Origin of the sequence: Sulfitobacter sp. UBA4523, assembly GCF_002388305.1 — a bacterium.
In the GTDB taxonomy this organism is placed as follows: domain Bacteria; phylum Pseudomonadota; class Alphaproteobacteria; order Rhodobacterales; family Rhodobacteraceae; genus Sulfitobacter; species Sulfitobacter pontiacus.
Genome location: NZ_DGMH01000044.1, coordinates 35812 through 56988, shown reverse-complemented (window position 1 = coordinate 56988; position 21177 = coordinate 35812). Strand labels below are relative to the sequence as shown.

Annotated in this window: 21 protein-coding genes; 10 read left to right on the top strand and 11 right to left on the bottom strand. The window is 61.7% G+C overall.

Annotated features, from left to right (window positions below; genetic code table 11):
• Positions 1-226 precede the first annotated feature (226 nt).
• Genes B3849_RS10665 through B3849_RS10655 form a run of 3 tightly spaced genes read left to right on the top strand, consistent with a single transcriptional unit; the run spans position 227 to position 2682 of the window.
• Positions 227-982, top strand: a complete 756-nt coding sequence (locus B3849_RS10665) for a DeoR/GlpR family DNA-binding transcription regulator (RefSeq protein ID WP_005852573.1) — start codon at positions 227-229, stop codon at positions 980-982.
• Positions 983-1003: 21 nt separating this feature from the next.
• A complete protein-coding gene (locus tag B3849_RS10660; RefSeq protein ID WP_132996823.1) occupies positions 1004-1876 on the top strand; it encodes a carbohydrate ABC transporter permease in 873 nt (290 codons plus the stop codon).
• Positions 1876-2682: a carbohydrate ABC transporter permease gene (locus B3849_RS10655; protein WP_278425855.1), complete on the top strand. Its 807-nt coding sequence runs from the start codon at positions 1876-1878 to the stop codon at positions 2680-2682. Before B3849_RS10660 ends, B3849_RS10655 begins: the two co-directional genes overlap by 1 nt.
• A gap of 21 nt (positions 2683-2703) precedes the next feature.
• Here the strand turns inward: B3849_RS10655 and B3849_RS10650 are convergent, their stop codons facing one another.
• The 4 genes from B3849_RS10650 to B3849_RS10635 are packed head-to-tail and all read right to left on the bottom strand — an operon-like array spanning position 2704 to position 6229.
• The gene (locus B3849_RS10650) at positions 2704-3546 is read right to left on the bottom strand and encodes a metal ABC transporter permease (RefSeq protein WP_278425854.1); all 843 of its coding nucleotides are present in this window, start codon (positions 3544-3546) and stop codon (positions 2704-2706) included.
• Positions 3543-4418, bottom strand: coding sequence for a metal ABC transporter permease (locus B3849_RS10645; RefSeq protein ID WP_005852566.1), 876 nt, complete (start codon positions 4416-4418; stop codon positions 3543-3545). Before B3849_RS10645 ends, B3849_RS10650 begins: the two co-directional genes overlap by 4 nt.
• The gene (locus B3849_RS10640) at positions 4415-5311 is read right to left on the bottom strand and encodes a manganese/iron ABC transporter ATP-binding protein (protein ID WP_037943901.1); all 897 of its coding nucleotides are present in this window, start codon (positions 5309-5311) and stop codon (positions 4415-4417) included. Before B3849_RS10640 ends, B3849_RS10645 begins: the two co-directional genes overlap by 4 nt.
• 12 nt (positions 5312-5323) lie before the next feature.
• Entirely contained in the window at positions 5324-6229 is a 906-nt protein-coding gene (locus B3849_RS10635) for a metal ABC transporter substrate-binding protein (protein WP_414718042.1), read from the bottom strand.
• Positions 6230-6375: 146 nt separating this feature from the next.
• Between B3849_RS10635 and B3849_RS10630 the strand changes: the two genes are divergently transcribed.
• Entirely contained in the window at positions 6376-6786 is a 411-nt protein-coding gene (locus B3849_RS10630; protein WP_005852561.1) for a Fur family transcriptional regulator, read from the top strand.
• Here the strand turns inward: B3849_RS10630 and B3849_RS10625 are convergent.
• From B3849_RS10625 to rpiA, 6 genes are all read right to left on the bottom strand, one after another.
• Positions 6783-7469, bottom strand: a complete 687-nt coding sequence (locus tag B3849_RS10625) for a TetR/AcrR family transcriptional regulator (RefSeq protein ID WP_235183770.1) — start codon at positions 7467-7469, stop codon at positions 6783-6785. The genes B3849_RS10630 and B3849_RS10625 overlap by 4 nt on opposite strands.
• Positions 7470-7610: 141 nt before the next feature.
• Positions 7611-9095, bottom strand: coding sequence for a DegQ family serine endoprotease (locus B3849_RS10620; RefSeq protein WP_278425853.1), 1485 nt, complete (start codon positions 9093-9095; stop codon positions 7611-7613).
• 240 nt (positions 9096-9335) lie between these two features.
• Positions 9336-10247 carry a protease modulator HflC gene (gene hflC, locus B3849_RS10615; RefSeq protein WP_009826613.1) on the bottom strand — a complete coding sequence of 304 codons (912 nt, stop codon included), beginning with the start codon at positions 10245-10247 and terminating at the stop codon, positions 9336-9338.
• The gene (hflK, locus tag B3849_RS10610; protein ID WP_181358632.1) at positions 10247-11470 is read right to left on the bottom strand and encodes an FtsH protease activity modulator HflK; all 1224 of its coding nucleotides are present in this window, start codon (positions 11468-11470) and stop codon (positions 10247-10249) included. The genes hflC and hflK overlap by 1 nt, the downstream gene beginning before the upstream one ends.
• 93 nt (positions 11471-11563) lie before the next feature.
• The gene (locus B3849_RS10605) at positions 11564-13030 is read right to left on the bottom strand and encodes an FAD-dependent oxidoreductase (protein ID WP_278425852.1); all 1467 of its coding nucleotides are present in this window, start codon (positions 13028-13030) and stop codon (positions 11564-11566) included.
• A gap of 21 nt (positions 13031-13051) precedes the next feature.
• The gene (gene rpiA, locus B3849_RS10600) at positions 13052-13840 is read right to left on the bottom strand and encodes a ribose-5-phosphate isomerase RpiA (protein WP_005852551.1); all 789 of its coding nucleotides are present in this window, start codon (positions 13838-13840) and stop codon (positions 13052-13054) included.
• A 228-nt stretch (positions 13841-14068) separates the two neighbouring features.
• On the opposite strand from rpiA, the gene B3849_RS10595 reads away from it, so the two are divergent.
• From B3849_RS10595 to B3849_RS10585, 3 genes are all read left to right on the top strand, one after another.
• Positions 14069-14755, top strand: a complete 687-nt coding sequence (locus tag B3849_RS10595) for a glutathione S-transferase family protein (protein WP_278425851.1) — start codon at positions 14069-14071, stop codon at positions 14753-14755.
• Positions 14755-16128 carry an L-serine ammonia-lyase gene (locus tag B3849_RS10590; protein WP_286780107.1) on the top strand — a complete coding sequence of 458 codons (1374 nt, stop codon included), beginning with the start codon at positions 14755-14757 and terminating at the stop codon, positions 16126-16128. Before B3849_RS10595 ends, B3849_RS10590 begins: the two co-directional genes overlap by 1 nt.
• 93 nt (positions 16129-16221) lie before the next feature.
• Positions 16222-16902, top strand: a complete 681-nt coding sequence (locus B3849_RS10585) for a nitroreductase (RefSeq protein ID WP_037943891.1) — start codon at positions 16222-16224, stop codon at positions 16900-16902.
• Between the two features lie 48 nt (positions 16903-16950).
• Here B3849_RS10585 and B3849_RS10580 read toward each other — a convergent pair whose 3' ends face one another.
• On the bottom strand, positions 16951-17538 hold the full coding sequence (locus B3849_RS10580; RefSeq protein WP_278425848.1) for a TetR/AcrR family transcriptional regulator: 588 nt from the start codon (positions 17536-17538) through the stop codon (positions 16951-16953).
• A gap of 79 nt (positions 17539-17617) precedes the next feature.
• Between B3849_RS10580 and B3849_RS10575 the strand changes: the two genes are divergently transcribed.
• From B3849_RS10575 to recJ, 3 genes are all read left to right on the top strand, one after another.
• Positions 17618-17914, top strand: coding sequence for a hypothetical protein (locus B3849_RS10575; RefSeq protein ID WP_278376072.1), 297 nt, complete (start codon positions 17618-17620; stop codon positions 17912-17914).
• A gap of 106 nt (positions 17915-18020) precedes the next feature.
• Positions 18021-19307 (top strand): homoserine dehydrogenase, encoded by a 1287-nt coding sequence (locus B3849_RS10570; RefSeq protein WP_074635663.1) that lies wholly within the window; start codon positions 18021-18023, stop codon positions 19305-19307.
• A gap of 99 nt (positions 19308-19406) precedes the next feature.
• Positions 19407-21146 carry a single-stranded-DNA-specific exonuclease RecJ gene (gene recJ, locus B3849_RS10565; protein WP_286780106.1) on the top strand — a complete coding sequence of 580 codons (1740 nt, stop codon included), beginning with the start codon at positions 19407-19409 and terminating at the stop codon, positions 21144-21146.
• The last annotated feature ends 31 nt before the right edge of the window (positions 21147-21177 follow it).

Genomic DNA, 21177 nt, shown 5'->3' with positions numbered 1-21177 from the left:
AGACACCAAGCCCCTTCGTTTTTCAAGATCGAACGTTCGTTTCCTTTCGTTTTCGACTATAGCCTTGATTTTAGGCGCATTAATCCTTCGCCTGACGCGCATTTCTGCGCCTTACAGACGATATACCACGATTCGCGGCCTTGACGTGCTTCGCTTTCCGTAGATTGTAAGTTTTGGTCGGGCGTGCAGAAATCTTGGGCATCCCCAGCCAAAGACGGGGGGATATATGTCAAATTTCAGACAGCGCGAGATTTTGGAGCTGGCGCGCAAGGACGGCAAAGTCACCGTCGACGGGCTGGCAGAGGCGTATAATGTTACCGTGCAGACCATCCGCCGCGACCTGTCCGAGCTTGCTGAAAGCGGCAAGCTGGAACGGGTGCATGGCGGCGCGGTGATCCCGTCGGGGGTGGTGAATATCGTCTATGATGAACGCCGACGCCTGAACGAGGAAGGCAAACGCGCCATCGCCGAACATTGCGCGCAGGCTATACCGCATGGGGCGTCGGTGTTCATGAACATCGGCACCAGTACCGAAGCGGTCGCGCAGGAAATGCTGCATCACGAAAACCTGCTGGTGGTGACGAACAACCTCAACATCGCCAATATCCTCGCCGCCAACCAAAGCTGCGAGATCATCCTGACAGGCGGCGTCTTGCGCCGTGCGGATGGCGGCATGGTGGGCGGGCTGACCGCCGAGATGGTCAAGCAGTTCAAGTTCGATTTCTCGGTTCTGGGCTGTTCTGCCATTGATGCGGATGGCGATCTGCTGGATTTCGACGGGCAAGAGGTGCTGGTCAGCCGGTCCGCCATCGGGCGGTCACGCACGGTGATGGTCGTAGCCGACCACCTGAAGTTCCAGCGCAAGGCCCCGCTGACGATCTGTTCGCTGCGCGATGTGAACACGCTGTTCACCGACCACCACCTACCCGATGCGCTCAAGGCGGAATGCGCGGGCTGGGGCACCTCGGTTGTGACCGCCTGACCCAAGCATGGACAGAGCCCCATGAAGCAGCATGACCCGCGCGGCTGGCTTTTTGTCGCCCCCGCCTGCCTTTTGCTGGGGGTGGTCGGGCTGATCCCGCTGGTCACCGTCATCAACTATTCGTTTTTCGAGATTTTCACCCTGCAATCGCGCTTCTGGATCGGCACCGAATGGTTTCGCGACCTGATCACCGCCCCGCGTTTCTGGGCGAGCTTCGGGCGCAGCGCGCTGTTCTCGACCTTCGTGCTGTGCATCCAGATCCCACTGGGGATCGCGCTGGCCCTGTGCATCCCGCGCGGACGGATCTGGGCGGGGGCGGCCTTGGCTGTGCTGTCGCTGCCGCTGCTCGTACCGTGGAATATGATCCCTGCGCTCTGGCTGAGCCTGATGAACGACGACACAGGCATTTTGGGACTGTGGCTGGCGGGCTACGGCTGGCCCGCCGCGTGGAAGGACAGCGCCGTGCTGACCTGGGTGGTGATCTTGGCAATGGACACGTGGCACTGGACCAGCCTTGTGGTCATCCTCGCCTATAGCGCGCTGACCACCATCCCCGATCCGCTTTATCAGGCGGCCGCCATCGATGGGGCGCGCCCGTGGCAGGTGTTTCGCCACATCCAGCTGCCGCGGTTGCAGCATGTGCTGCTCATGGCGGTGCTGCTGCGGTTCATGGACAGTTTCATGATCTACACCGAGGCCTTTCCGATCAATGCCGGCGGCCCGGCCGAGGCCAGCCTGTTTCTGGCCGTGGATCTGGGCGAGGAGATCAAGGCGTTCAACTACGGCCCCTCGGCCGCGCGGTCAGTGCTATATTTCCTGATCGTGCTGTCGGTCGCATGGGTCTTTACCAAGGTGCAGGCCAAGCTTGACGATCCCAAACCGGGGGTGCCGTGATGATACCGCCTCGGGCATGGCCCGTGATCAAACTGGCGCTGTTGGGGGCGTTCATCCTCTTTACCATCCTGCCGCTGGTACAGATGACGGTGCTGAGCTTTACCGCAACGCTGGCGCAGGACGATCTGAGCCTGGGCGAGACGACGCTGCGCAACTATCGCGCCATCTGGGCCGACCCGAGCTTGCGCGCGGCCTTTGGCAATTCAGTCGCCTATGTGCTGATCAATATCGCGATCACCATCCCCGTCGCCCTGCCCGCAGCCTTTGCCTTTGCGCGGCTGTCGTTTCTGGGGGACAAACACCTGTTCTTCAGCTTCATCGCCTTTCGCATCACCCCGCCGGTGGTGCTGACCCTGCCGATCTTCCAGCTTTTCTCGGTGCTTGGCATCGTCAACTCGGTCACCGGCATCGCGCTGGCCCATTGTCTGTTCAACCTGCCGGTATCGATCTGGATTCTGCAGGGATTCATCGCCGCCGTCCCGCGCGAGATGGACGAGACGGCGTTCCTTGATGGCTATTCGCGCCCCCGCTACATCTGGAAAATCCTGCTGCCGCAGATCGCGCCCGGCATCGCGGTGACTGCGTTTTTCTGCTTTATGTTCAGCTGGGTAGAAGTCGTCTTTGCCCGCATCCTGACCACCACCAACGGCAAGCCGATCTCTATGGCGCTCAGCGCGATGTTCGGCTTTCAGACCGATATCGGGATGGTCATGGCCTTTACGCTGACCTCTATGCTGCCCGGCGCATTGCTGCTGTTTGCCATGCGCAATCATCTGTCCCGCGGGTTCAAGGTCGGGCGGGTCTAGAGCCCGTTCTCCCCTTCAAGGCTACCCCCGTGCCGCCTGACGCGAGGTGCGGCGCGTCACCAGCAAACGGTTGATGAAGGCCAGGACAAAGATCACCGTCAGGATCAACACGATTGTCGGTGCCGGTGCGCTGTCCAGAAAGAAGCTGGCGTAGACGCCCGCGAACATCGACAACAGGCAGACCAGCACAGATACTATCAGCATCGGGCCAAAGCTGCGCACCACCAGAAAGGCAATCGCCCCCGGTGTGACCAGCAACGCCACCGCAAGGATCAGCCCCGTCGCCGTCAGCGTCGCCACGATGGTCAGCGACAACACCGCCAGCAACCCATAGTGCAAGACCCCCGTGTGCAGCCCGCTGGCCTGCGCCTGTGCAGGGTCAAAGGCGTGCAGCAGCAGATCTTTCCACTTGAGCACCAGAAACGCCGTCACAAAGGCCGAGATCAGCCCCGCCGTCCAAAGATCCTGCACGCCGACGCCCAGCATATTGCCGAACAACACGTGATCCAGATGCTGGTTCGTGGTGATCGAGGTGTACATGATGATGCCGATCCCGAACATGCCCGAAAAGACGACCCCCATCACGGTGTCCTGTTTGATCCGGCTGTTATAGCTCAGGTATCCGGTCAGCATCGCGCAGGACATGCCCGCGGCGAAGGCCCCTACAATCAGCGGCAGCCCCGTGATCCAGGCCAGCACGACCCCCGGCAGGACCGCATGGCTGACCGCATCGCCCATCAAGGCCCAGCCTTTAAGCACCAGAAAGCATGACAGCAACGCCGTCGGCGGGGCGACCAGCAGGACGATCCAGAAAGCGTTCTGCATGAAGGGAAACTGGAAGGGAAACAGCAACGTCTCGATCATGGGGCCACCCCGTCTCGCAAGGATTTGAGCGCCGCCGCAGCCTTGCGCCGCGCGGCCAGCACACCGTGTTTGGGCGCAAAGACAAAGGCCAGCAGGAAGATCGCGGTTTGCAGTGTGACGATCACCCCGCCTGTTGCCCCGTCCAGAAAATAGCTGGCATAGGCCCCCAGAAAGCTGGTTATCGTGCCGATCAGCACCGATACGATGATCAGCCGTGGGAAACGGTCGCAAAGCAGATAGGCCGTCGCCCCCGGTGTCACGACCATGGCGATCACCAGAAAGGCCCCGACGGTCATCATCGCCGCCACCACCGCCGCCGACAGCAGCATGAAGAACACCGCCTTCAACAGCTCGGGCCGCAACCCGATGGAGCGTGCGTGGTTTTCATCAAAGAAGGTGACCATCAGGTCTTTCCACTTCAGCAGCAGCACGGTCAGACAGACGACCCCGATGATCGCCAACTGCACGATATCCTGCGGCGCGATGGCAAGGATATTGCCCATAATGATGGTCTGGATGCTAACCGACATGGGTGATAGCGACACCATGAAAAGGCCCAGGCCGAAAAATGCGGTAAAGATGATGCCGATGATCACGTCGATCTTCAGCCCCGACCGCCCCGACAGAAACAGCATCGCCCCCGCCGCCATACCGCCCGCCAGAAACGCGCCAAGCGCAAAGGGCAGCCCCAGCATATAAGCCCCCGCCACACCGGGCACGACAGAATGGCTTAACGCGTCGCCAATCAGCGACCAGCCCTTGAGCATCAGATAGCAGGACAGAAAGGCGCAAACCGCCCCCACCATCGCCGACACCCACATGGCGTTGAACATATAGTCATAGCTGAACGGCTCTAGCAGCAGGTCGATCATGTGTCGTCCTCGGAGGTATCAATGCGTTCGCCGTAATGCACGAAGGGGCGTTCGTCGTCGGTGATGATCCGCAGCTCGCGCCCGTCGTCATCATCATGCAGGTCTTGCCCCCCGAGGGTAAAGTGCCGCAGCACCCCGCCAAAAGCCGTTTCCAGATTGTCATGGGTAAAGACCGTTTCCGTCGGCCCATAGGCCAGCACCGTGCCCTTGACCAAGACCGTCCGGTCACAGAATTCCGGGACAGAGCCCAGGTTATGCGTCGACACCAGCATCACCCGCCCTTCGTCGCGCAACTCGCGCAGCAGGTCGATGATCTGGTCCTCGGTCTTCACGTCTACGCCGGTAAAGGGTTCGTCCAGCAGGATCACCTGCCCGTTCTGCGCCAAGGCGCGCGCCAGAAAGACACGTTTTCGCTGCCCGCCGGACAGCTCTCCGATCTGGCGGTGGCGGAAATCGGTCATATTGACGCGGCGCAGAGCATCGTCCACCGCCGCATGATCGGCGGCTTTGGGACGGCGCAGAAACCCCATATGCCCATAGCGCCCCATCATTACCACATCCTGCACCAGCACCGGAAAGGCCCAATCGACCTCTTCTGACTGCGGGACATAGGCCACAAGGTTTTCTCGCAACGCCTGTTTGACCGTCTTGCCCAGCAGGGTGATCTGCCCCTGCGCGGCGGGCACAAAGCCCATGATCGCCTTGAACAGCGTGGACTTCCCCGCCCCGTTCACCCCGACCAGCGCCGTGATCGTACCGCGCGGGATCTCGAAACTGGCATCATAAAGCGCGGTGTGGCCGTTGCGATAGGTCACGGTCACATCGGTGGCCTTGATGCCGATCGCATCGGGCGCAAGCCCGGCATCAGGGGTCGTGGTGGAGGCGGGGTGCATAGGGGTATCCATTTACTTCAGGCCTGCATCCAGCCCGTCCGCGACAGTCTGCGAGGTGACGCGCAGCAAGTCCAGATAGCTTGGCACGGGCCCCTCGGCGGTGCTGAGGCTATCGACATAAAGCACACCACCATAGGCAGCGCCGGTTTCCCGCGCGACCTGCTTTGCAGGCGAGGTGTTCACCGTGCTTTCACAGAAAACGACCGGAATATCATTGTCGCGCACGGAATCGATGACTTTGCGCACCTGCTGCGGCGTGCCAGTCTGGTCGGCGTTCATCGGCCAGAGGTACAGCTCTTTCATCCCGAAATCCCGCGCGAGGTAGCTGAACGCCCCTTCACAGGTCACCAGCCAACGCTGGTCTTTAGGGATCTGCGCAATGCGGTCCCGCAGGGGCGTGATCGTATCGCGGATTTCCTGTTTGTAGCTTTCTGCATTGGCGGCATAGGTCGCCGCATTGTCAGGGTCGTGTTCGGCAAAAGCTGCCGCGATATTGTCGACGTAGATCAGCGCGTTATCCAGCCCCATCCAGGCGTGGGGGTTCGGTTTGCCCTCATACTCCCCCTCCCCGATAGAGATCGGCTCCACCCCTTCGGTCAGCGTGGCCGACGGAATATCCCCGAGGTTCGAGATGAACTGCTCGAACCACAGTTCTAGGTTCATGCCGTTCCACAGGATCAGATCGGCATCCACCGCGCCCACGATATCGCGCGGGGTGGGTTCATAGCCGTGAATTTCGGCACCGGGCTTGGTGATCGATACCACCTCTGCCGCATCGCCCGCGACCTGCTGCGCCATATCGGCAAGAACCGTAAAGGTCGTGACGACTTTGAAATCAGCCGCAACCGCAGGCACGCCCGCCATCGCTGCAACACCAAGAACCGGAGCAAAAACCGACGCCAGCACATTCTTTCTCATTCTGTTCCTCCAAGGAGCAATGCGTTCGCTAGATGTAAATGCGAATTAGTCGCATATGTCAAACATGCAAATAAGAATAGGTCGCATAAACTTGCGGGCAAGGAGAATCTTGCGTAACAAGAAGGCAGACGAGAAAGGACATCGGTTTGACCCACAGCGCTGATTACAAGCAATTGCTGCGTGAAGCGGGCCTGCGGGTCACGCCACAGCGCACAACCATCGTGTCGCTGCTGTCGGAAACCGACGATCACCCCAATGTCGAAGACCTGTATGAAAAGGCGCGCAGACTTGATGACACCGTGTCTGTCGCCACGGTCTATCGCACGATGTCAGTGCTTGAAAACGCGGGGCTGGTGCGCAAACTGGTGCTGGATGATGCCCCTGCCCGCTACGAGATGATGCCCCACACGGACCACGACCATCTGGTCGATGTCGATAGTGGGGATCTGGTGGAAATTCCAGGAACCGAGATCGCGACGCTGCTGGATCGTGTCGCCGCCGAAATGGGCTATGAGCTGGTCAGCCACCACACGGTCATTCGCGCCCGCAAGCTTTAGGTCTGCGTCTGATCCGCAAGCGATCTGACCATTGCCGCCGCACCGGCCGAGATCGTGCGCAGGATCACCTCGTCCGGGATGTCACGGATCAGCCAGTCGCGCATCGGGCCAAAGGCTGACAGGAACACCATCAGATTGGCAACGATATCAAGCCGTTGATCGTCGCTATGCATCCCCAGACGCGGGGCAAGCTGGTCGGCCAGATCCTTCATCACCGCAAACTCGCGCGCATGCAGGGCGCGGCGGTCTTCGGCCTGCATATGCGGCACGCACCGATAGGCCAGCAACGTGCCATCCCGTTTCATCGACCAGCTTTCGCGGAAGTATTTCTCGAACGCGTCCTCGAGTGACAGGTTTTCATCCAGCAGGATGATCGGCAGCGTCGACACGTCCTCGCGGAACCACAGCTGGTTCAGCAGGCGGCGCAGGATGTCGTTCTTATTCGCGATATAATCATAGATGCTGGCCTGATTGACGCCCGAGCGCGCACAGATGTCGCGGATCGTGGTCGCGGCAAAGCCTTTCTCAAGAAACAGCGACAAGGCCGCCTCGCAAATCTGTTCGCGGCGGCTTTGGATCAGCGACTGGTTCTGCACGCTGGTAATTTCCGCCTCTGCCAGCATTTGGGTGCGCAGCGCAGACAGCCGATCGCTGCGAATGGCCGTCGTGGATGTGTCGTGCATGGGGCTGTCCTTCATTTGACGTAAATCCTATCGGCTTTCGATATGCGAAACAACCGGCAGCGTGCAGTGGCACCCCACGCAAAACCCCCGCCGGTACGGGGACCGACGGGGGCAGTGTTTTTCCAGCGATGTGGGGCGGGTTTAGTCGCCCAGACCCAAGGCCACAAAGCGCGGGTCACCTGCGCGGCGCACCAACAGCAACAGCGACTTGCGGCCGCCGTCTTTGGCCTCGGTGATCCGGTCCTCCAGATCGGTGATGGACAGGATCGGCTGTTGGCCCGCCTCGGTGATGATGTCCCCTACACGCAGGCCTTTCTCGAAGGCTTCCGACATCTCGTCCACCTCGGTCACGGCCAGACCCTCGACTGAATCATCCGCCCCAAGCTCGGTACGCAGATCATCCGTCAGCGGCGTGATTGTCAGACCAAGCACCGACTTTGACGCAGGCGCTTCGGGCTCTGCCTCATCCTCTGGTGCCGAAGCCGACGCCCCTGCCCCTTCGGCATCTTCGCGGCGGCCCAGCTTGACCTTGAGCGTCTGGGATTTCCCCTCGCGCAGGACAGTCACGCGGACCGAGGCCCCGACGGTGCTATTGCCCACCTGACGGACCAGACCGCGGGTGTCTTCGACCTCGACCCCTGCAAAGCTGAGGATCACGTCGCCAGTTTTCAGGCCCGCATCCTTCGCAGGGCCCTCCGGTACATCGGTGATCAACGCGCCGGACGCTTTGGCAAGCCCCATCGCGTCGGCCACATCCTGAGTAACGTCCTGAATACGCACACCCAACCAGCCGCGACGGGTTTCACCGAATTCCTTAAGCTGGTTCACAACACGCGTCACAACATTCGACGCCATCGAGAAACCGATCCCGATGGAGCCGCCGTTGGGCGACAGGATCGCGGTGTTCACGCCAATGACTTCGCCGTCCATATTGAACAACGGCCCGCCGGAGTTGCCGCGGTTAATGGCAGCGTCCGTCTGGATATAGTCATCATAGGTGCCCGACAAAGCACGGTTGCGCGCCGAGACGATACCGGCCGAGACGGAAAACCCCTGCCCCAGCGGGTTCCCCATGGCCAGCACCCAGTCACCAACGCGGGCGGCATTGCTGTCGCCAAAGCTGACGAACGGCAGCGCGCTTGGGGCTTCAACCTTAAGCAGGGCAATATCGGTGTTGGGGTCGGTGCCGATGACTTCGGCCTTCAGTTCAAGACCGGTGAAAAATTCGATGGTAATCTCGTCCGCGCCTTCGATCACGTGATTGTTGGTCACGACGAACCCGTCTTCAGAGATGACAAACCCCGACCCAAGCGCCGATGATTTGCGTGGCGCGGGGGCTTCGCCACCATTGTTGCGGTCACGAAATTCCTTGAAGAAATCCTCGAAGGGGGAGCCTTCGGGCACGATGCCACGGGGGCCTGTGCGCCCTTCTACGGTGGTGGAGGTGGTGATATTCACGACCGACGGGCTGATCTTTTCCGCAAGCGGCGCAAGGCTTTCGGGTTTGGCCAGTGCGACCACGGCCTGCATCAGGACAAAAGCCAGCGCCAGCATACCCATCATCAACCATTTGATCTGGGGCGATATTGCGTCGGTACGCGACAGGGAAACGGCCTTTGGCTGCATTCGTCAACTCCGGTTTGATAAGGGGCGATACACCCCGTTTGTGTGTCCTTGGCAGAGTGCATCTGCAAACCCACTGCTGCAAGGTGAAAGATGGTCATCCTCACGCGCATGTCAACGCGACCCTCGGTTTCTATGCGAAATTGCCGCCCCTTATCCCGTTGATCCCGGGGTCATGCCCCCAAACGAAACAGGGGCCGGCATTTCTGCCAGCCCCTGTTTAAAAGTGCACCGTGGATTGGATCAGTTGCCGGTCCCGGTGGTGGTCGCGCGTTGGCTGCGGCTGCCTTCGTCCGACTTGAGATAGTTAAAGAACTCGCTGTCGGGCGACATCACCATGGTAGAATTCTCGCCCTTCAACGCTTGCTCGTAGGCGCTGAGCGAGCGGTAGAATTCAAAGAACTCCGCATCCTTGGAATAGGCTTGCGCAAAGATCTTGTTCCGCTCGGCGTCGGCCTCACCTTCGGTGATACGGGCATCACGACGGGCTTCCGAGAGGATTTCCTCGTAGGTACGATCCGCAAGGGCGGTGACACGTTGCGCCGCCTCGCGGCCACGGGCGCGTTCATCGGTCGCTTCGCGGTCACGTTCAGCGATCATCCGCTGCAGGGTCGCGTCAAAGTTCTGCTCTGGCAGGTTGGTCTGGCGCAAACGCACATCGACCACATCCAGACCAAGCGCCTGCGCACGCGCGTCAGAACGTTCGCGGATCTGGTCCATCAGTGCAGAGCGTTCGGGCGACAGGATGGTGTTGGATGTCACCCCCTGCGAGCCCAGAACCGCACGGATCTGACCGTCAAGAATACCGTTCAACTGGATTTCAGCCTGACGGCCACCGTCGGTGCCAAGGGCCTGACGGAACTGGCGCACGCTGTTGATGCGGTACAGCACAAAGGCATCCACTTCGAGACGACGGTCATCGGCGGGGGTGACCTCGATCATCGGCGTTTCAAGCGACAGGATACGGTCGTCGTAGCGGACGACCTCGTCCAGCAGCGGGATTTTGAACCCGATGCCCGCGTCTTCACGCACCTGTTTTATCTGGCCGAAACGCAGCACCAGCGCGCGTTCACGTTCGTCCACGATAAAGATCGACGACAGGGCGACAACGGCTGCAATCACAACCACGGGGATGAGGATATTGAGTTTACGCATCAGTTCGATCCTCGGTTGGAGTTGCGGAGTTCATTGAGCGGCAGGTAAGGCACGACCCCCTGCCCGGTCCCGTCAGAGCCGTTTTCGAGGATGATCTTGTCCACGTCTCCCAGTACTTTCTCCATGGTCTCGATGTACAGACGACGACGGGTTACATCGGGGGCGGCTGCATATTCCTGCAATACCGCTTCAAAGCGGCTTGCCTCACCCACGGCGTCGTTGACCACACGTGCGCGGTACCCTTCGGCGGCTTCCAGCAGGCGGGCGGATTCACCACGGGCTTCGGCGGTGCGGCGGTTGGCATAAGCGTCAGCTTGACGTTCGACCCGATCGCGTTCCTGTTCGGCAGCTTGCACGTCGCGGAAGGCGTCGATGACGGATTCCTGCGTCGTGTTGCCATTTGCATCCGTCACGGTGACCGTCTGGCTGGGCGGATCCACTTTGTTGAAGTTGACGCGGATGATGTTGATCCCGGTCTCGCGGTTATCAAGCGTGGTCTGGATCAGCTCGCGCGCGGAGGCTTCGATGGTGGCACGGTCACGGTTGAGGATCGGTGCCAGCTCGGACTGGGCGATGATCTCGCGCATGGCGGATTCAGAAATCGCACGCACCGCCATTTGCGGATCCCGCAGCGAGAACTTGAAGTTCTCGGCGTTCTTCACGTTCCAGACGACCTGAAAATCGATGTCGACGATGTTTTCATCCGTGGTCAGCATCAGCCCTTCGTTGTCGTCGCCACCGCGTCCTGCGCCAATGGTTTCGGCGCGGTTGGTGGTCACGTCAAAGACTTCGGCAGTGACAAAGGGCCAAGGGGCAAAGTTCAGACCCTCTGTCCCGATGCCAGAAAATTCGCCAAGGAAAAGTTCGATCGACTGCTGTTCGGGGCGCACGGTATAAAAGCTTGCCATCCCCCAGACGACAGCGGCCGCCACCAGACCCAGACCCACTGTGCCGCGGGTGAACTTGGGGCCTGCGCCGCCCATATTCCCGCCAGAGCCGCCGGAGTTACGAGTCCCGCCTTTGCCGCCCATGAGGACGCGCAGCTGTTCCTGACCCTTTTTCACCAGATCGTCGATCTCGGGCATCTGACCTTTGTCACCACCCGGACCGCGCCCGCCACCACCGGTGGGCCGCTGCCCTCCGGGCCGGTTGCGGTCGCCACCATTGTTCCCACCGCCTGAGTTCCCTCCGCCGCCCCAAGGACCGCCTGTATTTCCAGCCATTAATTCTTCCCTATGTATGGCCGCTACAGCGGCCCTATCCCAACCGCCTACGCGGTTTTATCTTGTGCAGAGTTGGGCATATTCGCCCGAACTTCAAGCAGTGCGTGTCGGACTGCGCATGGTGACCAGCTCTTCGGACATGGTCGGGTGCACGGCGCAGGTCGCGTCGAATTGCTCTTTTGTCAGCCCCGCCTTCACGGCAATGCCCACCAGCTGGATCAGCTCGCCCGCGTTTGGTGCGACGATGTGGCACCCCAGAACGACGCGTGTTTCCTTGCTGACGATCAGCTTCATCATCACACGTTTGTTCTTTTCGGCAAAGGCCGTTTGCATGGGCCGGAACGACGCCGAATAAATCTCGACCGGTTCCTGCTCTGCCGCTTGCTCTTCTGTCAGGCCGACAGTGCCGAATTCGGGCTGTGTGAACACGGCCGACGGGATCAGGTCGTGATCCACGGGTGTCGGGTTGCCGCCAAAGACGGTTTGCACAAAAGCCATGCCTTCGCGGATCGCAACAGGTGTCAGGTTCACGCGGTCGGTGACATCGCCGATAGCATAGATCGACGGGACGCCCGACTGGCTGTAGTCGTCGACTTCGACCTCTTGGCGACGGCCCAGCGATACGCCGACCTCTTCCAGCCCCATGCCATCGGTATTCGGTGCGCGCCCTGTGGCGAACAGCACCATGTCAAAGACCTTCTCGGCCCCGTTGGAGGCTTTGACCCAGATCGGCCCCTGCGTGCCTGCGCGCGCGTCGCAATTGTTCAGCTCGTTCGATTGTTCAGCCGTGGCCCCCATCGCCGCGTCAGAGTTGCTGGGCATGGTGCCCGCCTCGTGTTCGGTTTCCAGCGCCATTTCGACGATGCTGGTGCCGCAGTGGATATCGACGCCTGCATTTGTCATCGATTCAGCGATCAGCCCGCGGGCCTCGTCATCAAAACCGCGCAGGATCTGTGCCGCGCGGTTGTACATCGTCACCTCGACGCCCAAGCCATTCAGGATACAGGCGAATTCACAGCCGATATAGCCGCCACCCACAATCAAGATCGACTTGGGCAGGCTTTCGAGATGGAAGATATCGTCCGACACAATCCCAAGCTGGGCGTTCGGCACATCAGGGCGTACCGGACGGCCGCCGGTGGCCAGCAAGATGTGTTTGGCCGTGCGGGTTTCGCCATTGGCCAGCTGCACAGTATGCGCGTCCTTGATCGTGGCGCGCTGGTCAAAGGTATCGACGTCCGAATTGGCCAACAGCTTGCGATAAACGCCTTCCAGCCGGTCCAGTTCCGTGTTCAAACGGGTCTTGAATGCGTGCCAGTCGAAGGTGCCCGGCTTGATGTCCCAGCCAAAGCACTGCGCCTCGTCCACCAGCTCGGCGTAGCCCGAGGCAAAAACCATCAGCTTTTTCGGCACGCAGCCCCGGATCACGCATGTCCCGCCATAGCGGTCCTCTTCGGCGAGGGCGACTTTGGCCCCGTATTCGCCCGCCGCAACACGCGCGGCGCGCACGCCGCCGGAACCGCCACCAATGACAAAAAGGTCGTAATCAAAATCGCTCATCTGGGCCGGGGCCTTTCTTTGTTAATCGCTCAGGTCGGAGAACAGGTTATCCGTCTCGACAAACTCCATCTTATCGCGATCAACAGTGCCTTCGTTGATGTCGCGCACTTCGACGCGGCCATCGCCATAGCCGATCACAACGGCATCACAGATATCAATGAATAGCCCGTTTTCAACTACGCCCGGCATCTGGTTCATGACCAAGGCCATCTGGCGGGTGTTGCCGATCCGCTTGAGATGCAGGTCAAGGATGTAGTTCCCTTCGTCCGTCACGAAGGGGATGTCGCCGTTCATACGCAGCGTGGAATTGCGCCCCAGCACGTCCATAGACACCAAAGTCTCTTCGACAAGCGCTTGTGTGGTCTGCCAGCCAAAGGGAATAACCTCTACCGGAAGGGGAAATGCGCCCAGTGTTTCGACCTCTTTGCCGATGTCGGCAATCACAACCATTTGATCGGATGCGGTGGCCACGATCTTTTCTTGCAGCAAGGCACCGCCGCCGCCCTTGATCAGGTTCAGCTCTCCGTCGAACTCGTCCGCACCGTCGATGGTCAGGTCCAGCCACTTGGCTTCATCAAGGCTGATCACCTCGATCCCCACTTCGCGCGCCAGCTGCGCGGTACGGGTCGACGTGGGCACGCCCTTGATCCGCAAGCCGTCGTCGCGCACCATCTCGCCCAGGCAGCGCACCAGCCACGCGGCGGTAGAGCCGGTGCCCAATCCGACGCGCATTCCGTCTTCTACAAATTGTGCAGCGCGTTTGGCGGCGACAAATTTGGCCTTATCGATGGGTGACAATTCTCCGGTCATGGCAGCGACTCCTCGTTAATCGACGCCCTTATAGACGCAGCCGCGCCGGCGCGCGACCCTCAAAACCGCATTGTCGTCGCGTCGCGTGGCCTGCGACCGGTGACACATGGTCTGCGCCACGACGCCACGGGGGTGTTACGCGCCGATAATCTGGATAGAGTACCGCAAACCGCGCAGATCGGTCGTTTTCAATCGCCCGCCTCCGGCGCAATGGGATACCACCGGCCTATGACCGATTACACGCTGCACTACGCCCCCGACAATGCCTCCCTGATCATCCGCCTCGCGCTCGAGGCGCAGGGCGTGGCCTATGACACCTGTCTGGTCGATCGCGCGGCGCAGGGGCAGTCTGCCCCCGCCTATCGGGCGCTGAACCCGCACGGGCTGATCCCCGCGTTGCAGACGCCGAACGGGCCGATGTTCGAAACCGGCGCAATCCTGCTGTGGCTAGCGGACCGGCATGGGGGGCTGGCCCCTGCCGCGATGGATGCCACACGGGCGGATTTCCTCAAGTGGTTGTTTTTCGTTGCCAATACGGTGCACCCTGCCCTGCGTATGCTGTTTTACCCTGATAAATACGTGGGCGTTGACGACACCGCCCAAGACGCGCTGCACACAACCGTAACCCAAGCGTTGCAGACCCACCTGCGCAGGCTGGAGGACCGGGCCGCGGCGGATACGCTGCCCCTCGCGCTTGCGCTTTACCTCGCCCCGCTGTTGCGCTGGTGTGCGCTGTATCCGCGCAACCGTGATCGCGGCTGGTTCGATCTGCGCGCCACCCCGCATCTGCACGCGCTTTGCTCAAAGATCGAAACGCTCCCCTGCACGGCGGCCGCGCAAACCGCCGAAGGGCTGGGGCCCACGCCGTTTACCGCGCCCCGCCTTGCCACCCCACCCATAGGAAGTGCCACCTGATGTTTCTCTCTGTCTTCGATATGTTCAAAGTGGGCATCGGCCCGTCCTCCTCGCACACGATGGGGCCGATGGTGGCGGCGGCACGGTTTCTGGACCTGATGCGCGCCTCTCCGTTCAAATTCGCGGGCCTGCGCGCATCGCTTCATGGCAGTCTGGCCTTTACCGGTGTGGGCCACGCCACGGACCGCGCCACGATCCTTGGCCTCGCGGGGTTCACGCCGCAAGACTACGACAATGACCGCGCCGAAGAAGTGCTGGCCGAGATCAACCGCACGCAGACGATCACCCTGCCCGAGTTTGGCACGCTGAGTTTCGCGCCCAAGTCAGATATGATCTTTGACTACGACACCAAGCTCGACGGCCACGCCAACGGGATGATGCTGATGGCCACCGACGCCCAAGGCGACGTTAGCTTGCGCGAGACGTATTATTCCATCGGCGGCGGCTTCGTGATGACCGAAGCCGAACTGGCGGCGGGCAAGGACACGGACGAAGGCGCGCCGATACCCTTCCCGTTCAAATCCGCAAGCGAGATGCTGCAGATGGCGACGGAGTCCGGCAAGAGCATCGCCCAGATGAAACGCGCCAACGAGGAATCGCGCGGCGGGGCGGCGCAGCTGCGCGACGGCACCAAGCGGCTGTGGCAGGTGATGAACGACTGCATCAACCGTGGGCTCGAAACCGATGGCATCCTACCCGGCGGGTTGAACGTCAAACGCCGCGCCAAGGCGATCCATGATGCGCTACAGCAAGAACGCGGCCAGAACCAGCGTGCGCCTCACACGATCAACGACTGGATGAGCGTTTACGCCATGGCGGTGAACGAGGAAAATGCCGCCGGTGGGCAAGTCGTCACCGCCCCCACCAACGGCGCAGCGGGTGTGATGCCCGCTACCTTGCGCTATTATCTGGATCACGTCCCCGGCGCATCAGAGGCGCATATCGAGGATTTCCTGCTCACCGCTGCGGCGATCGGCGGGCTGGTCAAATTCAACGCGTCGATCTCGGGGGCGGAAGCGGGCTGTCAGGCCGAAGTGGGCAGCGCCGCCGCCATGTCGGCCGCCGGGCTTTGTGCCGTCATGGGCGGCACGCCGCAGCAGATCGAGAACGCCGCCGAAATCGCGCTGGAACATCATCTGGGCATGACCTGCGACCCCGTGCGCGGTCTGGTGCAGGTGCCTTGCATCGAACGCAACGGGCTTGGCGCGATCAAGGCGGTCTCCGCCGCGTCGCTTGCGCTGCGCGGCGACGGCACGCATCTGGTGCCGCTGGACGCTTGCATCGAAACCATGCGTCAGACCGGTGCGGATATGTCTGAAAAGTATAAGGAAACCTCGCTTGGGGGGCTGGCGGTCAACGTCCCGAACTGCTGATCTGACGCAGCGGCACGCGGCCCCACCCGCGCTTGACCCCACCGTGGAACTGCAACAGTCTGACAGCCGTCAGGAAATTTGCGGGAGGGCAAGATGGAACTGAAACAGGCAATGCAGGAACGGCGCAGCATCCGGGGCTTCAAGAAAGACCCCGTGCCGCGCGCCCTGCTGGAAGAGGTCATCGCACTGGCCAATCGCGCGCCATCCTCGATGAACACCCAGCCGTGGCATCTGCATGTGCTGACCGGCGAACCGCTTGAGAAAGTCCGTGAAGGGAATTCGACCCGTATGTTGCAAGGCGTGCCGCCGGTGCGTGAAATCAGCGATCACGGGGCCTATGCCGGTGTCCACCGCGACCGGCAGGTCGGCATCGCGAAACAGCTCTTTGCTGCTATGGGGATCGAACGCGACGACAAGGAGCGCCGCCAGGATTGGGTGATGCGCGGCTTCCGCCAGTTTGACGCGCCGGTGTCCATCGTCGTCTGCTTTGACAAGTCGCTGGATGACAATGGCACCATCGCGCATTTCGATCTGGGCGCGGTGACCTACGGCCTTGTCCTCGCCGCGTGGAGCAAAGGTCTGGGCTGCGTGATCAACGGTCAGGGCATTATGCAATCGCCTGTGGTGCGTGAACATGCGCAGATCCCCGACGATCAGGTGATCATGACCTGCGTCGCCATGGGCTGGCCGGACGAGGATTTTTCGGCCAATGCCGTCGTCTCTACCCGCCGCCCCGTCGAAGAGGTCACGCGGTTCGTCGGCTTTGACGATTAACGCCCTGCGGCCCTAAGCGCCTTGAAAACCAGCGTCACGCGCGGGGGCCTACCCCGCCGTGACGGACTTGCGCACCATATCCCAATATTGCGCGATCACCTCGTCCAGCGACAGCCGTCCGCCTACGCGAAACCACGTATTCACCCCTGTCAGCATCGCAATCACCGCCAAGGTCGCGATCTTGGTATCCGCGATGGCGAAATCCCCCGCCGCCGCCCCGTCTCGCAAAATCGTCTCTAGCCGGTCTTCATACTGGCGGCGCAATGCTTCGACCTCGGTGAAATTCTCGGGCGTAAGGTTGCGCAGCTCCATATAAGAGATGAACACCTCGTCCGGGCGGTCGGCGTGAAAGCGGATGTGAAAGTCGACAAATCGGCGCAGGCGATCCACCGCGCTTTGGCTGGGGTCACTGTCGCAGGCCGAAAGCAGGTCGTTCATATGGTCCTGCAACAGGCTGAACAGCAAGGTCTGCTTGTCCGGCGTGTAATTATACAATGCGCCCGCCTGCACCCCGACTTCCGTCGCGAGTGCCCGCATGGATACGGCAGCAAAGCCGTGACGAGCGAAAAGCCGCAACGCTGCCGCGCGGATTTTGGGCCGAGTGATGTCAGAATGTGATCCGGTTGTACGCGCCATGGGTCAAAGGTTAATTGAACGCATGTTCAAAGGCAAACCCCTGCTTGCGCGATTTCCGTCGCTGGTGCATGACTGATCTATGACGCACCGTATCCTTCTTCCGCTCTGCCTTGCCGCGCTGACCCTGCCCGCGGCCTGCACGCAGTTTCCCGCGCTTGACAGCCGTGCCACGCCCGAGCTTCTCGCATCGGACTATCCCGCGATTGTGCCGGTCGATCCGCTGCTTGCCAAGGCCGAGGCCGGACAGGTGAACATCCCGCAAACCGAAAGCGGGCTGACATCGCGGGTCGAACGGTTGCAGGCGCGCGCGGCGCGCTTGCGCGGATCGGTTCTGTCGGGGTCGGAAAAGCAGCGTTTGTCCCAAGGTTTGCAATAAGGCGCATGCAATGTCGCGTTGCGTGCGCGGTGGGAAAGGGCTACATCGCGGCTAAACCCCCGAAACGCCGCAGCCCGCTGCCGCGCACCACCAAAAGGATTGCACCATGTCACAACCGCTTCGTCTTGGGATTGCCGGATTGGGCACCGTTGGGGTTGGCGTAGTGCGGATCATCCGCAAGCAGGCTGCCTTGATCGAGGCCCGCACCGGTCGCCCCGTCACCATCACCGCCGTCTCTGCCCGCAGCCGCGACAAGGACCGCGGCGTCACATTGTCGGGCTACGCGTGGGAAGATGATCCCGTCGCACTGGCAAAACGGGACGATGTGGATGTCTTTGTCGAACTGATGGGCGGCGACGAAGGCCCCGCCAAGGACGCGACCGAAGCCGCGCTTGCCTCGGGCAAGGATGTGGTCACCGCCAACAAGGCGCTGCTGGCGATCCACGGTCAGGCGTTGGCAGAACAAGCCGAAGCCGCGGGCTGCCTGATCCGCTATGAAGCTGCCGTGGCCGGAGGCATCCCCGTGATCAAGGCGCTGACGGAAAGCCTTGCCGGCAACGAGATCACCCGCGTCATGGGCGTGATGAACGGCACCTGCAACTATATCCTGACCCGCATGGAAGAGACCGGCAACGGCTACAACTCCCTGTTCGAAGAGGCCGAGGCGCTCGGCTATCTTGAAGCGGACCCGAACCTAGATGTGGGCGGGATTGACGCGGCGCATAAGCTGGCGATCCTGTCCTCGATCGCGTTTGGCACACAGGTGGATTTCGACGGGATCGAGATCGAAGGCATCCAGCGCGTCAGCATCGACGACATTCAGGCTGCCGCGAATATGGGATACAAGATCAAGCTTCTCGGCGTCGCGCAAATGACCGGCCGCGGGCTGGAACAGCGCATGCAGCCCTGTCTTGTGCCCGACAGCTCTCCGCTGGGGCAACTCGCGGGCGGGACCAATATGATCGTGCTGGAAGGCGATGCCATCGGGCAGATCGTCCTGCGCGGCCCCGGTGCCGGTGAAGGCCCCACCGCCAGCGCCGTATTGTCGGACATCTGCGATATCGCGCGTGGCTGGCATGGCCCCGTCTTTGGCCAGAAGGCCGCAACGCTCGCCTCGGCCACCGCGGCCCTGTCGCAGCGCCCCGCCGCCTTCTATCTGCGCATGGGCCTGCTGGACAAACCCGGTGCCCTGGCCAAAGTCGCCACCGTTCTGGGCGAGGCCGGCATCAGCATCGACCGCATGCGCCAGACCGAACACCGCAGCGATCAGGCACCCGTCTTGATCGTCACCCATAAATGCAGCCGCACCGCGCTGGACGAGGCTCTGGCCGCGATGGCGAAAACCGGTGTGCTGGCAAGCGATCCTGTGGCGCTGCGGATCGAGGATCTGTAACCCCGAGGGGCGCGGCCGCGCCCCTGCCCTGCCCATTGTGGGGAGGATGGGACGGATGCCTTCGGCGAGGATTTTTGACCATTTGGAAGGGGGAGATGCATGAGCTTTTTAGGTGTTGATGCGTCTTTGACGGGGCGTCGCTGGGTTGGCCCCAGTGTCGAGGTGGAACGCGCGACCGAAGTTCTGGTGCAGCAGACCAGCCTGCCGCTGGCCCTGTGTCAGGTGCTGGCGCGGCGCGGTGTGGCGGCGGAAGAGGCCGAAGCGTTTCTTGCGCCGTCGTTGCGCGATCTGCTGCCTGACCCGCGATCCCTGCGCGACATGGAGAAAGCCGCGACCCGTTTTCTTGCTGCGGTCAAAGCGCGTCAGCGGATTGCCGTTTTTGCGGATTATGACGTGGATGGTGGCAGCTCTGCCGCGCTGCTGCTGGTCTGGCTGCGCGAGATGGGCTGCGCCGCGACGCTTTATGTGCCGGACCGGATCGACGAAGGATATGGCCCCAATGACGCCGCAATGGCCGAACTGGCGGCGTCCCATGATCTGATCGTCTGCGTTGACTGCGGGACGTTGTCGCATGGGCCGGTGGCCGCGGCGGTCGGGGCGGATGTGGTTATTCTGGACCACCACCTGGGCGGAGAAACCCTGCCCGACGCCTTGGCCGTGGTGAACCCCAACCGGCAGGATGAAGACGGTGCCTTGGCGCATATTTGTGCCGCGGCAGTGGTGTTCTTGATGCTGGTCGAGGCAGGGCGCCAACTGCGCGAAGCGGGCGCACGCGGGCCTGACCTGATGGCGCTCTTGGATCTGGTGGGGCTCGCCACGGTGGCCGATGTCGCCCCGTTGATCGGCGTGAACCGCGCCTTTGTGCGTCAGGGGCTACGCGTCATGGCGCGGCGCGACAGGTTGGGGCTTGCCGCCTTGGCCGATGTGGCGCGGATGGATACGGCCCCGGCGGCCTATCATCTTGGGTTTCTGCTTGGCCCACGGATCAACGCGGGCGGGCGCATCGGGCAAGCGGATCTGGGGGCAAGGCTGCTGGCCTGCGATGATCCCCATGAGGCGCAGTCGCTTGCCGAAAAGCTGGACCTGCTGAACACCGAACGCCGCGACGTCGAAACCGCCGTCCGCGCCGCCGCGCTGGATCAGGCAGAGGCCCGCGGCTTTGACGCGCCTTTGGTCTGGGCCTCGGGCGCGGGCTGGCACCCGGGCGTGGTGGGCATCGTCGCCTCGCGCTTGAAAGAGGCGTCCAACCGGCCGTCGATCGTGATCGGGTTCGAGGATGGCATCGGCAAAGGCTCTGGCCGCTCTGTCTCGGGGATTGATCTGGGCGCGCCGATCCAGCGGTTGGCGGCCGAGGGGCTGCTGATCAAGGGCGGCGGACATAAGATGGCCGCCGGTCTGACCGTGGCCGAAGACAAGCTGGACGCCGCCATGGCGCGGCTGTCAGAGCTACTGGCCAAGCAGGGCGCGCATCTGGCTGGCGCGGCAGACCTGAAGCTGGACGGCATGTTGATGCCCGCCGCCGCGACGGTGGAACTGGCGCAGCAAGTGGAACAAGCAGGCCCCTTCGGGGCCGGTGCCCCTGCCCCGCGATATGCCTTTGCCGACATGCAGATCCGCTTTGCCAAGCGTGTGGGGGAAAGCCACCTCAAGATCAGCTTTGGCGACGGCAACAACACCAAAATGGACGCCATCGCCTTTGGCGCATTTGACGGCCCGCTTGGCCCGGCACTGGAAAACCACGGTGGTGCACGGTTCCATCTGGCGGGACGTCTGGACATCAATACCTGGCGCGGCCGACAGTCGGTGCAGCTGCGTCTGGAAGATGCGGCACCTGCGTAAAAATTTTTCATTTTCTTTCGATTTCTGCTTG